The 13,849-nt window shown below is 61.7% G+C and carries 15 protein-coding genes; 7 read left to right on the forward strand and 8 right to left on the reverse strand.

Going from position 1 to position 13,849, the window contains the following annotated elements; genetic code table 11:
* Positions 1-55: 55 nt before the first annotated feature.
* On the forward strand, positions 56-721 hold the full coding sequence (gene elbB, locus LIY36_RS01820) for an isoprenoid biosynthesis glyoxalase ElbB (protein WP_226454636.1): 666 nt from the start codon (positions 56-58) through the stop codon (positions 719-721).
* Positions 722-858: 137 nt separating this feature from the next.
* Here elbB and LIY36_RS01825 read toward each other — a convergent pair whose 3' ends face one another.
* Together LIY36_RS01825 and LIY36_RS01830 are read right to left on the reverse strand one after the other, a co-directional pair.
* Positions 859-1,314 carry a YaiI/YqxD family protein gene (locus LIY36_RS01825; protein WP_226454637.1) on the reverse strand — a complete coding sequence of 152 codons (456 nt, stop codon included), beginning with the start codon at positions 1,312-1,314 and terminating at the stop codon, positions 859-861.
* A 152-nt stretch (positions 1,315-1,466) separates the two neighbouring features.
* On the reverse strand, positions 1,467-3,362 hold the full coding sequence (locus LIY36_RS01830) for an FTR1 family protein (RefSeq protein ID WP_226454638.1): 1,896 nt from the start codon (positions 3,360-3,362) through the stop codon (positions 1,467-1,469).
* Positions 3,363-3,619: 257 nt separating this feature from the next.
* On the opposite strand from LIY36_RS01830, the gene LIY36_RS01835 reads away from it, so the two are divergent.
* Genes LIY36_RS01835 through LIY36_RS01850 form a run of 4 tightly spaced genes read left to right on the forward strand, consistent with a single transcriptional unit; the run spans position 3,620 to position 6,763 of the window.
* The gene (locus tag LIY36_RS01835) at positions 3,620-5,014 is read left to right on the forward strand and encodes a COG3014 family protein (protein ID WP_226454639.1); all 1,395 of its coding nucleotides are present in this window, start codon (positions 3,620-3,622) and stop codon (positions 5,012-5,014) included.
* A 10-nt stretch (positions 5,015-5,024) separates the two neighbouring features.
* Entirely contained in the window at positions 5,025-5,396 is a 372-nt protein-coding gene (locus tag LIY36_RS01840; RefSeq protein ID WP_192297953.1) for a YcfL family protein, read from the forward strand.
* 35 nt (positions 5,397-5,431) lie between these two features.
* A complete protein-coding gene (lpoB, locus tag LIY36_RS01845) occupies positions 5,432-6,019 on the forward strand; it encodes a penicillin-binding protein activator LpoB (RefSeq protein WP_226454640.1) in 588 nt (195 codons plus the stop codon).
* A 3-nt stretch (positions 6,020-6,022) separates the two neighbouring features.
* Positions 6,023-6,763 carry a penicillin-binding protein activator LpoB gene (locus tag LIY36_RS01850; RefSeq protein WP_226454641.1) on the forward strand — a complete coding sequence of 247 codons (741 nt, stop codon included), beginning with the start codon at positions 6,023-6,025 and terminating at the stop codon, positions 6,761-6,763.
* A gap of 140 nt (positions 6,764-6,903) precedes the next feature.
* Here the strand turns inward: LIY36_RS01850 and LIY36_RS01855 are convergent, their stop codons facing one another.
* From LIY36_RS01855 to LIY36_RS01865, 3 genes are all read right to left on the reverse strand, one after another.
* Positions 6,904-7,536 carry a LysE family transporter gene (locus LIY36_RS01855; RefSeq protein ID WP_226454642.1) on the reverse strand — a complete coding sequence of 211 codons (633 nt, stop codon included), beginning with the start codon at positions 7,534-7,536 and terminating at the stop codon, positions 6,904-6,906.
* Positions 7,537-7,607: 71 nt separating this feature from the next.
* Complete coding sequence (locus LIY36_RS01860; protein WP_226454643.1) at positions 7,608-8,162, reverse strand: mechanosensitive ion channel family protein; 555 nt, start codon at positions 8,160-8,162, stop codon at positions 7,608-7,610.
* Positions 8,162-10,072 carry an ATP-binding cassette domain-containing protein gene (locus tag LIY36_RS01865; protein WP_192297957.1) on the reverse strand — a complete coding sequence of 637 codons (1,911 nt, stop codon included), beginning with the start codon at positions 10,070-10,072 and terminating at the stop codon, positions 8,162-8,164. The genes LIY36_RS01860 and LIY36_RS01865 overlap by 1 nt, the downstream gene beginning before the upstream one ends.
* A gap of 50 nt (positions 10,073-10,122) precedes the next feature.
* On the opposite strand from LIY36_RS01865, the gene LIY36_RS01870 reads away from it, so the two are divergent.
* The gene (locus LIY36_RS01870) at positions 10,123-10,587 is read left to right on the forward strand and encodes a TIGR02444 family protein (protein ID WP_226454644.1); all 465 of its coding nucleotides are present in this window, start codon (positions 10,123-10,125) and stop codon (positions 10,585-10,587) included.
* Here the strand turns inward: LIY36_RS01870 and LIY36_RS01875 are convergent.
* A complete protein-coding gene (locus LIY36_RS01875; RefSeq protein ID WP_226454645.1) occupies positions 10,584-11,702 on the reverse strand; it encodes an AlgP family protein in 1,119 nt (372 codons plus the stop codon). The two genes, LIY36_RS01870 and LIY36_RS01875, sit on opposite strands and share 4 nt — an antisense overlap.
* A 192-nt stretch (positions 11,703-11,894) precedes the next feature.
* Between LIY36_RS01875 and LIY36_RS01880 the strand changes: the two genes are divergently transcribed.
* A complete protein-coding gene (locus tag LIY36_RS01880; RefSeq protein ID WP_226454646.1) occupies positions 11,895-12,572 on the forward strand; it encodes an FKBP-type peptidyl-prolyl cis-trans isomerase in 678 nt (225 codons plus the stop codon).
* Between the two features lie 54 nt (positions 12,573-12,626).
* On the opposite strand, the gene rsd is transcribed toward LIY36_RS01880, so the two are convergent.
* The gene (gene rsd / locus LIY36_RS01885) at positions 12,627-13,085 is read right to left on the reverse strand and encodes a sigma D regulator (protein WP_226454647.1); all 459 of its coding nucleotides are present in this window, start codon (positions 13,083-13,085) and stop codon (positions 12,627-12,629) included.
* 215 nt (positions 13,086-13,300) lie between these two features.
* The gene (locus LIY36_RS01890) at positions 13,301-13,816 is read right to left on the reverse strand and encodes a disulfide bond formation protein B (RefSeq protein ID WP_226454648.1); all 516 of its coding nucleotides are present in this window, start codon (positions 13,814-13,816) and stop codon (positions 13,301-13,303) included.
* Positions 13,817-13,849: the final 33 nt, after the last annotated feature.

The raw sequence follows: 13,849 nt of genomic DNA on the forward strand, positions 1-13,849 counted from the left end.
GCAACAGGTGACAAATTAGTAGACATTTAACGCCAAGACCCTAGGAGAAATGCCCATGAGCAAAAAAATTGCAGTGATCCTTTCCGGCTGCGGCGTGTACGACGGCGCCGAGATCCACGAAAGCGTGATCACCCTGCTGCGTCTGGACCAGCGCGGCGCTCAGGTCCAATGCTTTGCCCCGGACATTGCGCAACTGCACGTGATCAACCACCTCACCGGCGAAGAAATGCCCGAGTCGCGCAATGTACTGGTGGAGTCGGCACGTATCGCTCGCGGTGACGTGAAGGACATTGGCGAGGCCAACGCCGCCGACTTCGACGCGCTGATCGTGCCCGGAGGGTTTGGGGCGGCGAAAAACCTGTCGAACTTTGCCGTGGAAGGCGCCGGTTGCAGCGTCAACCCGCAGGTACTGGCGTTGGCCGAAGCCTTTGCCGAAGCGGGCAAACCGGTAGGACTGATCTGCATCTCCCCGGCCCTGGCCGCGAAGATCTACGGCCCCGGCGTGACCTGCACCATCGGCAATTGCGCTGACACGGCAGCGGCCCTGGACAAGATGGGCGCCACCCACCAGGAATGCGCGGTGGACGACATCGTCGAGGACACGGCGCGCAGGCTGGTGAGCACACCGGCCTATATGGTGGGCAAAAGCATCAGCGAGGTGGCGTCGGGCATCAACAAGCTGGTAGACCGGGTGCTCGAGCTGACCCACGAAAACGACTGACCCTGTAGTGAGCGGGCTTGCCCCGCGCTGGGGGGCGAAGCCGCCCTAAAACCAGGCACCTCGGTCTCCCTGAAACACCGCAGCGCTCTTATTGGGGCGGCTTCGCCCCCCAGCGCGGGGCAAGCCCGCTCACTACATCAGGGGTGGCGCATCAGGCGCGTGAGGATGCGGTCCAGGGCATTGGCGAACGCCTGCTTGTCCTTCTCGCCATGGGGCGGTGGCCCGCCGCCCATCTGGCCTTGTTCGCGCAGATCGGTGAACAGGTTGCGCACCGCCAGGCGTTCACTCATGTTCGCCGGGCTGAACTCCTTGCCCCGCGGGTCGAGGGCCGTAACGCCCTTCTTCACCAAACGATCCGCCAGGGGCACGTCGCTGCAGATCACCAAGTCGCCGGGCACCGCGTGCTCCACCAGATAATCATCCGCCGCGTCAGGGCCGCTAGGCACCACGATCAGCTTCACGCAGGCAAAGCTCGGCTTGATCTGGCTTTGTCCGGCCACCAGCACCACCTCGAACTGACGCTTGAGGGCGAACTTGACCACCTGGTCCTTGGCTGCCCGAGGGCAGGCGTCGGCATCGATCCATACGCGCATAAACACTCCTCATATCCACAACACAGTTCAACATGTGGGAGCGGGCTTGTGTGGGAACGGGCTTGATCGCGAAAGCGGTGGGTCAGCAATATATAGGCAAGCTGATACACCGCATTCGCGAGCAAGCCCGCTCCCACACTGACTGTGCCCGCTTAAGCAGTGGCGTGGCGCTTCTCAGCCAACCGACTGCGGCCATACAACACCACAATCGCCAGGATCGCCACCGCCTGCGCACTCAACGAGTACGCATCGGCATGAATCCCTAGCCAGTCAAAGTCAAAAAATGCTACCGGCCGCGTACCGAAGATGCCGGCTTCTTGCAGCGCCTTCACGCCATGCCCGGCAAACACCACCGACAACGCACACAGCAGCGCTGCGTTGATGCCGAAGAACAGTGCCAATGGCAGCTTCGCCGAACCGCGCAGGATCACCCACGCCAGGCCCACCAACAGCACCAGCGCCGTGGCGCCGCCGGCCAGCACCGCGTTGTGCCCGGCCGGACCGGCTTGCAGCCACAGGGTTTCGTAGAACAGGATCACTTCGAACAGCTCGCGGTACACCGAGAAGAACGCCAGCATCGCAAAACCAAAGCGCCCGCCGCCGCCAACCAGGCTGCTCTTGATGTAGTCCTGCCAGGCGGCGGCGTGACGACGGTCGTGCATCCACACGCCGAGCCACAGCACCATCACACTGGCGAACAGCGCCGTGCAGCCTTCAAGCAGTTCGCGCTGGGCGCCGCTGACGTCAATCACATACGCCGCCAGCGCCCAGGTCGCCAGCCCGGCCAACAGCGCCAGGCCCCAGCCGACGTTGACGCTACGCACCGCCGACTGCTGGCCGGTGTTGCGCAGGAACGCGAGGATTGCCGCCAGCACCAGGATCGCTTCCAGGCCTTCGCGCAGCAGGATCAGCAAGCCGGAGATGTAGCTCAACGACCAACTCAGGCCATCGCTGCCGAGCAAGCCGGCGGATTGCGTGAGCTTGCCCTTGGCCACGTCCAGGCGCTGTTGCACCTGCTCGATCGGCAACCCGTCCTGCAACGACTGCCGATAGGCCATCAGGGCTTTCTCAGTGTCCTTGCGCACGTTGGCGTCGACGTTGTCCAGCGAGCTTTCCACCAGCTCGAAGCCTTCCAGGTAGGCGGCGACGGACAGGTCGTAAGCCTGCTCGTGGTCGCCATTGCGGAACGCGGCGAGACTCTTGTCCAGAGTGCTGGCGGTGTAATCCAGCAACTGCGCCGGGCCACGCTTGACCTGCGGCGGTTGAGCACGCTGGGCGCGGAAGGTCGCGGCAGCGCTTGGGCCGCTGGCAGCGAGCACTTCATTTGGGGTCTGGCGGGCCAGGTCGGCGAGGTTGAAAGGTTGTTCGCTCTTCGCGGCAGCCGGGTCGGCGGTGAAACCGGCGATGTAGGTGGCCAGGTCCCAGCGCTGACGGTCGTCCAATTGATCGGCGAAAGACGGCATGTCCGTGCCTTCGACGCCCAGGCCGAGGGTGTTGTAGATCGCGTAGAGGCTCAGGCGATCCAGGCGCGTGGTGTCCGTCAGATTGGCAGGCGGCGGCGTCATGCCCATGCCCGCCGGGCCATCACCGGCCCCAGCAGCACCGTGGCACACCGAGCAATGCTGGGCGTAGAGCGGCGCGCCACGCGTCGGGTCAGGGGTGATCGCCGGAGCCTGGCTGACTTCATACGCCACCGCCAGTTGGGCACCCAATTGCCGGGCCTGGCGAGCCACGGTCGCGCCCTCGGCGTGAGCGGTCACGGCCGCCAGCAACTCATCGACGCCCTTTACCAAGTCGGCCCGCTCGGGCTTCGCCGGCAACTGCGCCACCAACCCCTGCAATACTCCGAGGAACTCCACCTGCTCACGGAATTCGGATTCATCGATGACCTTGCCCGCTTCCACGGTGGGAGGGTAGTCGGCGCCAATGTAGTCCAGCAAATGCAGGGCCTGTGGGGCGCCTTCGGCAGTCGTGGCCAGCAGGTTGAAGCTGCACGACATCAGCGCCGGTAGCATCAGCCAGGCGAGAAAACGGAAGGGGGCAGTCATGAATGAATCTCAAAGGGAAATACGAAGTAACACATTGTTGAGGTTTAACGGCTTTGACTCAAGGCGTTAGTGAATGGGCGTTTGCAAAACCCTTGAACCGATGATGGCACTTACCGCCGTAAACCGAGCAAAAAGCCATTGTTTTGCCACTGATGGCGCCTATAATGCCGCGCCCTGTTATCGCGAAAGGGTCTTTATTGCCTCATGTTTATGAGGAATCTGCACATCAGCTGGTTACTTTCAGGGAAGAAGTTTGCATGGCATTTCGCGCCGTTACCCCGCTTGCGCTCGTGGCAGTCACGTTGCTGTCCGGTTGCTCGATGTTTCGCAGCTACGACACCGAGCTGCAGGCCACCAACCAGCAATTGGCCACCGGCAATGTCGACGCGGCCCTGACCCTGTTGGAAAAGAACAACAGCAGCGAAGACAAAGACCTGCTGTATTTCTTCGAAAAGGGTGAGCTGCTACGGGCCAAGGGCGACCTGAGCGGCAGCCAGACCGCCTGGCGCAGCGCCGACCTGCAAGTCTACAAGTGGGAAGAATCGGTCAAGTTCGACAGCGACAAGTACCTCGCCCAGTTCGGCAGCTTCCTGGCCAACGACAAGGTGCGCCGCTACGAAGGCTACGACTACGAAAAAGTCATGCTGACCACCCAGATGGCCTTGAATCTGCTGGCCCTGAATGACTTCGACGGCGCCCGCACCGAAATCAAGAAGACCCACGAGCGCGAAGCCGTGATCGCCGACCTGCGTGACAAGGAGTACCTCAAGCGCGAAGACGACGCCGAGCGCCAGGGCGTGACCACCCAGCTCAAAGACCTGCACGGCTACCCGGTGCAAGCCCTCGACGCACCGGAAGTGGTCGGCCTGAAGAACAGCTACCAAAGTGCGTTCAGCCATTACCTGGCCGGTTTCGTCTACGAAGCCCTCGGCGAAAAAGACCTGGCTGCCCCCGGCTACCGCAAGGCAGCCGAACTGCGCCCGAACACTCCGCTGCTGGAGAAGGCCCTGCTCGACCTGGACAAATCCAAGGTCGGCGCCGATGAAACCGACGTGCTGATCGTGATCCAGAGCGGCCTGGCCCCGGCCCGCGATTCGATTCGCCTGCCGCTGCCGATCCCGATCAACGGCAACCTGGTGATCACCCCGCTGTCGTTCCCGATTATCAAGCCCGACACGTCCACCCAAGCCTTCGCCCAGATCGGCGTCGACGGCCAGCAACAGAACCTCACTGCGCTCAACAGCACCACCGCCATGTCCCGTCGCGCCCTGCGTGACGACATGCCGGGGATCATCCTGCGCACCACCGTGCGCGCCGTCAGCCGTGGCGTGGCGCAAAACAACCTGAACAAGACCAACCCCATGGCCGGCCTGGTACTAGGTATCGCCTCGGCCGTCGCCGAAGGCGCCGACACGCGCACCTGGCGCACCCTGCCGGACCTGACCCAGGTCACCCGCCTGCGCCTCAAGCGCGGCGAGCACCAGGTCAGCCTACCCAACGCTTTGGGCGGCACGCTGGTCACGGTCAAGGCCGACCAGCGTTACCAGGTGATCACCCTGCGCGTGGTCGGCAATCAGGTGTTCGCCGGCGGTCTCGCCGCCCACGTGGTGCCGAACGCGGCAACCCAAGCCATCGCCCTCAAACAACCTTAAGGAGCACGCTATGCGTCATTTCATCCTCGGCGCCCTGGCGCTGGTCCTGCTCGCCGGCTGCGCCACCCCGCCACCACCGGCCCCTGGCAGCGCCGCGAGCAAAATCGTGGTGATGGGCAAGTTCAAGGGCATCGCCGTCGGCGCCATTCGTGTGGCCCGCGAGAACGGTTTCCTCACCGCCAAGGTGCAGCTGAGCAACATCACCAGCAGCAACCAGATGATGTATTACCGCTTTGCCTGGCTGGGCGCCGACGGTTTCCCGGTGGGTGATGAAGAAGCCTGGAAGGTGCTGAGCCTGTACGCCAACCAGGCGACCTTCCTGCCGGCCATTGCCAACCTGCCGCAGGCGGCGGACTTCCGTCTTGAAGTGAAAACCCCTTGAGCCGTTCATCCTTTTTGCTGCTGAGAGATTTCCCCATGTTTGCACGCTTCTCGATTCTCGCCGTGGTTGCCGTCCTGGCCAGCGGTTGCTCCAACACGTCGCCGGTGCTGGGCGGTAAAAACATCAGCTACGGCGACACCAAGGCCGTGGAACTGGTCACCAACGAGTTCGGTTCCACCGACCTGCAGATGATCGCCGAAAGCATGACCCGCTCCCTCGCCCAGTCCGGCATCCTGCGAGGCCGCCCGGTGGTGCAGGTGTACGACGTGAAAAACAAGACCAGCGAGTACATCGACACCCGTGAGATCACCACGTCGATCAAGACCCAGCTGATGAAGACTGGCACCGCGCGCTTCGCCAGCGACAACACCGACATGCAGAGCCAGGTCGACCAGCTCAAGCTGCAAAACCAGAGCGGCCTGTACAAGAAGTCCACGGTGAGCAAGACCGGCAACATGGTCGCTGCCAAGTACCGCCTGGAAGGCTCCATCAGCTCCATCGTCAAGCGCAGCTCGGACTACAAGGACGTGTTCTACAAATTCAGCCTGCAGTTGATCGACGTCGAGAGCGGTCTGGCTGAATGGATGGACGAAAAAGAAATCCGCAAGACCACGGAGCGCTAAGCAATGCGTGCATGGATCGGCATGATCGGCCTGTTGTGTGCCTTTGGCGCCACGGCCGCCCCGAAGATCGCGGTGACCGACCTGGCCTATCAGGCGCGGGTCGAGGAATACATCCACCAGGTCTCGGCCAGCAACAACTTCCAGGCAAGCGCGTACAACGCCAGTGGCGCGTCGAGCTACAGCGAGTACGAAAGCCGCTCCAGCTACATCGAGCAGAACGAGCTGCGTAAATTCAGCGGTGACATCAAGGGCGAGATCCTCAAGTTGCGCCAGTTCCAACTGGTGCAGGGCACGCCTTACAACGCCGATGCCACAGCTGACGTGTATGACGTGATCAAGCGCATCAAGGCCGGCAATTTCAAAGGCGCGGACTACGTGCTGTTCGGCACCCTGTCCGACATCGACTTCACCCAGGACCTCAACGCCATCGACCGCACCAACAGCTACTCGGCGGTGCTGGGCCTGACCCTGGTGGCGGATTTCAGCCTGATCAATACGCGCACCTTCGAGATCACCTCGGCGTTTACCGCCATGGGCGAAGGCCAGGACACCAAATTGGTCAGCAGCCGCGATGTGCGTGTGAGCCTGAACCGGCCGCGGGTGGTGAAGGAAGTGTCCAAGACTTTGGGGGAGGATGTGGCACGGCAGTTGGCAGAACAGTTGGGCGGCGGCTATCAAGCGCCAGACCAGCCGGTGCTGCGCAACAACTTGCCGAGGGATGAAGCACCGAAGATCTTGCGCTGATCAGCTATCTCACGGGCAACATAAAACCAATGTGGGAGCGGGCTTGCTCGCGAATACGGTGTATCAGTCAGCACATCAGTGACTGACAGACCGTATTCGCGAGCAAGCCCGCTCCCACTTTTTTAATCCGGTTTCGACAGTTATGCCGTGGCGCGGTGCAGGCTGGCAAGGAAGCCTGCGGCCCCCACGAATAACCCCGCAAACGTGCGATTCATACGCTTCTGCTGCTTAGGCGTACGCAACAACCGCAACACCTTCGACGCCAGCCCCGTATACCCCGCCATCACGATCATATCCACGCAGATCATCGTCGCGCCCAGGATCAGGTACTGGATCAGCAGCGGCGCCTGCGGGTTCACGAACTGTGGCAGCACCGCGAGCATGAACACCAAGGCCTTGGGATTGCTCGCGTTGACCAGGAAGCCACGGAACATCATCGCCAGCGGCTTGCCGATCGGGCGCACGGCCGCGTCGTCGGTCATGTCCACGGGCAAGGCGCGCCATTGCTTGATGGCCAGGTACACCAGGTACGCCACGCCAAACCATTTGATCGCATAGAACGCTGTGGAAGACGTCGCCAGAATGGCACCCAGGCCGCCGGCGACCACGGCAATCTGCATCGCCAGGCCGATTTGCAGGCCGATGGCGTTCCAGTAGCCGCGCGCGAAACCGTATTGCAGGCCGCTGGACATCGAGGCGATGGCGCCGGCACCAGGGGAAAGAGAGATGACCCAACTGGCCACGAAAAAGGCCAGCCATGTATCGAGTGCCATTACACACCTCATTTCAAATTCGTCGTGAGCGTTAAGCTAACTCCGAGCAACGAGGCCTGGCTATAGATTTTTTAAGCGGGTGTGACCCAGCGACGCACCGAGCGTTGGAAGAACAGGCTGTTCGGCACCTGCACCATCGCACTGTCAGTCCCGGCCTCCGCGACTTCGATCAGCGTGGTGTACAGCAGGTTGATCGCCACCACCCGACCTTTCACCCCGGGTTTGTCGACCGTGTCGACCAACTCGACGATGTCACCGATGCGAAATGGCCCGACGGTGAAGATCAGGATTGCGCACAGCAGGTTGGAGAGCACCGACCACATGGCGAAGAACGCCACGGCGGCCACGGCGACAAACCCCGACAGCGCCGTCCACAACACCGTGGCCGACACGCCCACGCGCTCCAGCACAAAGATCAATGCACTGCCCATGATCAGCCAGCGCAGACCGCCGCGAAGCGGCATCAGCAGCTGAGGCGGGAACGGATAACGCTGGCCCAGGCGCGTCAGGCCCTTGGCGACAAAACGCTGGGCCAGGTAGCCGGCCAGCAGGATCAGCAGGATTTGCACACCAATCCATACAGGCGCGATCCATTGCGCCGGCAGCGGCAGTTGCAGCGCTTCCATCAGGACAGCGCCTCCAGCTCCGCTTGCAGGGTTTCAAGCAACTCGAGGGCCTCCATCCAGGTTTCCTCCAATTGCCCTTCACGCACCTTGAGCTTGGCCTGTTCGGCCAGCAGGTCGCGCAATTCGTCCTTGCGCGCGGCTTCGTACACGGCGCTGTCGCCCAGGCTGGCTTCGATCTTGGCCAGGCGCTCGTGCACCTTGCCCAGTTCGGCTTCCAGTTTGTCGGCCTCGCGCTTGTGCGGCGCCAACTGTTGACGCAATGCGGCAGCGGCCTGGCGCTGGGCTTTCTTGTCGGTCTTGTCCGGGTTGACCGGGGTGTTGCTGACCGGCGCGTTGCGCAGGCGGTAGTCGGTCAGCCAGCGTGCGTAGTCGTCGAGGTCGCCGTCGAACTCTTCGACTTTGCCGTCGGCCACCAGCAGGAAGTTGTCGGTGGTGCTCTTGAGCAAGTGGCGATCGTGAGACACCACCAGTACCGCACCGCTGAACTCCTGCAAGGCCATGGTCAGCGCCAGGCGCATTTCCAGGTCCAGGTGGTTGGTCGGTTCGTCGAGCAGCAGCAGGTTCGGCCGGTCCCAGGCGATCAGCGCCAGGGCCAGGCGGGCCTTTTCGCCGCCGGAGAAATTCAGCACCGGCTCGTCGATGCGAGCGCCACGGAAGTCGAAACCACCGAGGAAGTCACGCAAGGTCTGCTCGCGCTCGGTCGGCGCCAGGCGTTGCAGGTGCAGCAGCGGGCTGGCCTTGGAGTCGAGGGAGTCCAACTGATGCTGGGCGAAGTAGCCCACCACCGTGTTCTCGCCACGGGTCAGGCGCCCGGCCAGCGGCTCAAGCTCGCCCGACAGGTTCTTGATCAGCGTCGACTTGCCCGCGCCGTTGGGACCGAGCAAACCGATGCGCGCGCCCGGCGTGAGCTGCAGCTTGACCTTCTCCAGGATGGTTTTGTCGCCATAACCCAGGCGTGCATCCGAGAGGTCCAGCAGCGGGCTGGAAATTTTTACCGACTCGCGGAAGACAAAGTCGAACGGCGAATCGACGTGGGCCGCCGACAGCTCTTCCATGCGCTCCAGCGCCTTGATCCGGCTCTGGGCCTGACGGGCTTTGGTGGCCTGGGCCTTGAACCGGGCGATGTAGCTTTCCATGTGCGCACGCTGCGCCTGCTGCTTCTCGAAGGCCTGTTGCTGCTGGGCCAGGCGCTCGGCGCGGGCGCGTTCGAACGCCGTGTAGCCACCACGATAGAGGGTGATTTTCTTCTGTTCGACGTGGGCGATGTTGTCGACCACGGCGTCGAGGAAATCCCGGTCGTGGGAAATCAGCAGCAAGGTGCCCTGGTAGCTCTTGAGGAAATCTTCCAGCCACAGGATCGCATCGAGGTCCAAGTGGTTGGTCGGTTCGTCGAGCAGTAACAGGTCGGACGGGCACATCAGCGCCTGGGCCAGGTTCAGGCGCATGCGCCAGCCACCGGAGAAGTCGGCGACCGGGCGATCCATCTGTTCGTTGGTGAACCCCAGGCCCGCCAGCATCTTGCGCGCACGGGCGTCGGCGGTGTAGCCGTCGGCACTGTCGAGCTCCGAATGCAGACGCGCCTGGGCGGCGCCGTCCTGGGCTTTCTCGGCCTCGGCCAGGTCGTGCTGCACCTGGCGAAGGCGCAAGTCGCCATCGAGCACGTAGTCGATCGCGATGCGGTCCAGGGTGTCGATCTCCTGGCGCATATGGGCGATGCGCCAGTCGGCCGGCAGCAAGCAGTCCCCGGAATCCGGGGTCAGCTCACCCAGCAACAGGGCGAACAACGTGGATTTGCCGGCGCCGTTGGCACCGATCAGGCCGGCTTTGTGACCGGCGTGCAGGGTCAGCTCGGCGTCTTCGAGAAGACGTTGCGGGCCACGCTGTAATGTTAGGCTTTGAAGTCGGATCATAATGGCGGCGGAGTCTACCAGCTTCGTTGGCCGCTGGCTTGGGTGTGAATATGTGCGCTGACCTGTGGAGCTTTGCCCTCTCGACTTACGCCCGTCCGGGCGTCGAAAGCACGTGCCTGCGCTTGCAGGAACACGGGGCGGATGTGTGCCTGCTGCTCTGCGCTGCATGGTTGGAGCAACGCGGTGTTGCGCTTGAGCCTGGGCGCGTTCATGCACTGCAACAGCTCGCCCGCCCGTGGCGCGCACAGGTGATTGAACCCTTGCGACAGCTGCGCACGCAATGGCGCGCCTTGGCGCAGCAGGACGAATCACTGGCGCAGTTGCGAGAGCGGGTCAAAAGTCTGGAGCTGGATGCCGAACGGCAATTGCTGGCGCGCCTGGAAACGCTGGCGCTGGAATGGCCAACCGGTGTGAAAGGTCACCAGCCGTGGCTGGAAGGATTGGCGGCCGAGGACGCCGCCAACCTTGACCATGACGCGCTGCAACAGCTGCGCGTCATGGTCACCGGCACTTAGGAAGCGCTGGTTGGAGTGGTGCTTGGTGCTACCGGCGCAGCAGCTGGAGCAGCAGCTGGCGTGGTGGACGCTACCGGGGTAGCCGCTGGTGTTGCAGGCTTGGCCGGTGCGGCTTTAGCAGCGACCGGCTTTGCAGCAGCAGGTTTTGCGGCTGGCTTGGCGGCTGGTTTCGCGGCAGCAGGTTTGGCCGCTGGCTTGGCGGCTGGTTTCGCAGCAGCAGTTTTAACAGCTGGCTTGGCGGCTGGTTTTGCAGCAGCGGCTTTGGCAACTGGCTTGGCGGCTGGTTTCGCAGCAGCAGTTTTGGCAACTGGCTTGGCGGCTGGTTTCGCAGCAGCAGTTTTGGCAGCTGGCTTGGCGGCTGGTTTCGCAGCAGCGGTTTTAGCAGCTGGCTTGGCGGCTGGTTTTGCAGCAGCGGCTTTGGCAACTGGCTTGGCGGCTGGTTTCGCAGCAGCAGTTTTGGCAGCTGGCTTGGCGGCTGGTTTTGCAGCAGCGGCTTTAGCAACTGGCTTGGCGGCTGGTTTCGCAGCAGCGGTTTTGGCAGTTGGCTTGGCGGCTGGTTTTGCAGCAGCAGTTTTAACAGCTGGCTTGGCGGCTGGTTTTGCAGCAGCAGTTTTAACAGCTGGCTTGGCGGCTGGTTTTGCAGCAGCAGTTTTAACAGCTGGCTTGGCGACAGCAGCTTTGGCTGGGGCTTTTGGCGCAGCGGCTTTTGCCGGGGTGCGAGCGCCCAGCACTTTGGCTACGGCGTCCTTCACACGACCAACGCCCTGGGCCAGTTTCAGGCTTTCTTGAGCGTCTTTTTTGAGTTGGGAGATGTAGCCGCGGGTTTCGGCTTGGCGATCCTTGAGGGCATCCAGCAGGTCCTCAAGTTCTTTGACTGCGTCTTTGGCTTTGGCTTGTGCCTTGGCCTTGCCGGCAGTGGCGGCGTCTTGCAGTTTGGTGCGGGATTTGTGCAGCTTCTCTTGCGCTTTACCGCGTTGTTTTTCCAGCTTGGCGAGCAGCTTTTCTGCATCGGCCAAGGCTTGGGAACAAGCGCTTTCCAGATGTTCGAGCAGGCTGCCCGAAAGTTGTTGGAGTAAATGCAACGGGGTATTTACAGGCTTCTGTTTGGCCGACATGGTTTACCTCCTGGCTGACGTGGGTGCGGCTCATACTAGCCCTCTGCTCTTACCGCCGCTAGGGCATGTTGACAGTATCGTTTGCCTGGCGTTGCACCGTGCGAAAATTCTTATCGTCATAACGAAAATACACGACACTTTTTACCGCCTCGCACTGGCATAATCCGTCGCACTTTCGGCGGGAGGATGCCCATGTCGCGTTACCTTTTTCTTGTATTGGGCCTGGCGATTTCAGTGGCCAATGGGAGCGAGCAATCGTCGTCCAAAACCACTGACCAGAACCGGCACGACCTCGCTTACAGCCTGGGCGCCAGCCTCGGCGAACGCTTGCGCCAGGAAGTCCCCGACTTGCAGATCCAGGCCTTGCTCGACGGCCTCAAGCAAGCCTATCAAGGCAAGCCGCTGGCACTCGATAATGCGCGCATCGAACAGCTGCTGGCCCAGCACGAAGCACAGAGCGCAGCCGACGCACAGGCACCTCAAAGCGAAAAAGCACTCGCCGCAGAACAGCAGTTCTTGAGCAAGGAAAAAGCCGTTGCCGGCGTGCGCGAACTGGCCGACGCAATCCTGCTGACGGAGCTGGCACCAGGCAGTGGTCCGAAGCCATTGGCGACGGATGAAGTGCAGGTCAAATACGTGGGACGACTGCCCGATGGGACGGTATTCGATCAGAGCACGCAGCCCCAATGGTTCCGCCTGGACAGTGTGATCAGCGGCTGGACCAGCGCGCTGCAACAGATGCCGACGGGCGCAAAATGGCGCCTGGTCATCCCCTCTGCCCAGGCCTACGGCGCCGACGGTGCAGGCGAGTTGATCCCGCCCTACACGCCCTTGGTCTTTGAGATCGAATTACTCGGCATCCGCCACTGACCCAATAAAAAACGGCGCGTAAAACGCGCCGTTTCCTTATCTGCAGTTCAGGGGTCAAGCCTGAGTGGCGGGCTCTTCCTTGTGAGCGTTGTGCAGCACTTCGATCAGGCAGTCTTCCAGCTCGAATCGTTCGTGAAGCAGGCCGCCCAACTCTTTGAATTTCTCGGCCACGCATTGACCGGCATCACACAGGTCATTGAAGGCGACAAGCTTCTCAGTGATTGCATCAAGGCGCGGGTAAATAGTATCCGCCAGCTTGAGGCCGCGATCATCACCAAAGGCTTTTGCTTCCTTGGTCAATTGATCGTAGACACCGAAGTGTCCCTCAGACACGTAGTCCATCAGTACACCGCAAAAACCCAACAACGGTTTGCGATTCTCAGCCAGTTCCTCGGGCTTGGCGCCAAGCGCATCAAAGGCCCGAACCAGTTCGTGACGTGCCTTCAACCAGCTGTCGATCAGCTTGTGCACCCCACCCCAGCGTTCCTGAGCATTCTGACAACTTTCCAGCATGATGATCTCTCTTCCCTATAGGGGCGCTGCCGCCTGGTGCCCGCGCAACACTTAAAGGATAACGCCGCGGCCGGACAAGGCCGCATCGGACAAACGGTTCCGATACTGCATGCGGGCCAGATTATGCCCGCATGACTATGGCTTCAAGGTACGCAGGACAGAAAGTTCATACAAGTGTTTAATCCCGTCCTACAACCCTAATGTTGATTTGCGTGCTAACCCAGACTCAATCGCTGGCCGGACAACAGCCCCGCAAACTGCATGACCCCCAGGATCAGCATCGCGACAAAGAACAACAGGCTCCACTCGGGGAGGCTCAAATCGAATAGCGTCCAGTTGATTTCCACGCAATCGACGGTACCGTTGAAAATCGCGTGCACCGCCTGCCAGAACGACAGCTTTTCCAGCATGTCCTGCAGGCTTGGCCAACATTCAGGGGCTACACCCGACGTGCTGCTCTGCAGCAATACCTGGCGTGCTGCGGCAATTGCGCCAAGCAACGCACACCCCATGCCCGCCAACCCGTACAGACCCGCGGCGAAACGTCTGGGGTTATGAGCGACCGCGATCAAGTTGATCAGCGTGAACGTGGCGAGAAATACCCGCTGCACCTGGCACAGGAAGCAGGGCCGCAGAAGCGCGCCATATTCCAGGTAGAAAGACGCGCCCAACGTCAGCACACCTGCCATGAACGCCAGGAGAAACAGGGAACGTGAGGGGGCCAGAGACATTGTTTATCCGTACCGCAAAAGATAGGTCGTTAC

It is taken from the genome of Pseudomonas sp. AF03-9 (assembly GCF_020515815.1).
Classification (GTDB): domain Bacteria; phylum Pseudomonadota; class Gammaproteobacteria; order Pseudomonadales; family Pseudomonadaceae; genus Aquipseudomonas.

Excerpts from the sequence above, each read along its gene's own strand:
- elbB (WP_226454636.1), top strand. The coding sequence starts at position 56 with ATGAGCAAAAAAATTGCAGTGATCCTTTCCGGCTGCGGCGTGTACGAC.
- LIY36_RS01825 (WP_226454637.1), bottom strand. The coding sequence starts at position 1,314 with ATGCGCGTATGGATCGATGCCGACGCCTGCCCTCGGGCAGCCAAGGAC.
- LIY36_RS01830 (WP_226454638.1), bottom strand. The coding sequence starts at position 3,362 with ATGACTGCCCCCTTCCGTTTTCTCGCCTGGCTGATGCTACCGGCGCTG.
- LIY36_RS01835 (WP_226454639.1), top strand. The coding sequence starts at position 3,620 with ATGGCATTTCGCGCCGTTACCCCGCTTGCGCTCGTGGCAGTCACGTTG.
- LIY36_RS01840 (WP_192297953.1), top strand. The coding sequence starts at position 5,025 with ATGCGTCATTTCATCCTCGGCGCCCTGGCGCTGGTCCTGCTCGCCGGC.
- lpoB (WP_226454640.1), top strand. The coding sequence starts at position 5,432 with ATGTTTGCACGCTTCTCGATTCTCGCCGTGGTTGCCGTCCTGGCCAGC.
- LIY36_RS01850 (WP_226454641.1), top strand. The coding sequence starts at position 6,023 with ATGCGTGCATGGATCGGCATGATCGGCCTGTTGTGTGCCTTTGGCGCC.
- LIY36_RS01855 (WP_226454642.1), bottom strand. The coding sequence starts at position 7,536 with ATGGCACTCGATACATGGCTGGCCTTTTTCGTGGCCAGTTGGGTCATC.
- LIY36_RS01860 (WP_226454643.1), bottom strand. The coding sequence starts at position 8,162 with ATGGAAGCGCTGCAACTGCCGCTGCCGGCGCAATGGATCGCGCCTGTA.
- LIY36_RS01865 (WP_192297957.1), bottom strand. The coding sequence starts at position 10,072 with ATGATCCGACTTCAAAGCCTAACATTACAGCGTGGCCCGCAACGTCTT.
- LIY36_RS01870 (WP_226454644.1), top strand. The coding sequence starts at position 10,123 with ATGTGCGCTGACCTGTGGAGCTTTGCCCTCTCGACTTACGCCCGTCCG.
- LIY36_RS01875 (WP_226454645.1), bottom strand. The coding sequence starts at position 11,702 with ATGTCGGCCAAACAGAAGCCTGTAAATACCCCGTTGCATTTACTCCAA.
- LIY36_RS01880 (WP_226454646.1), top strand. The coding sequence starts at position 11,895 with ATGTCGCGTTACCTTTTTCTTGTATTGGGCCTGGCGATTTCAGTGGCC.
- rsd (WP_226454647.1), bottom strand. The coding sequence starts at position 13,085 with ATGCTGGAAAGTTGTCAGAATGCTCAGGAACGCTGGGGTGGGGTGCAC.
- LIY36_RS01890 (WP_226454648.1), bottom strand. The coding sequence starts at position 13,816 with ATGTCTCTGGCCCCCTCACGTTCCCTGTTTCTCCTGGCGTTCATGGCA.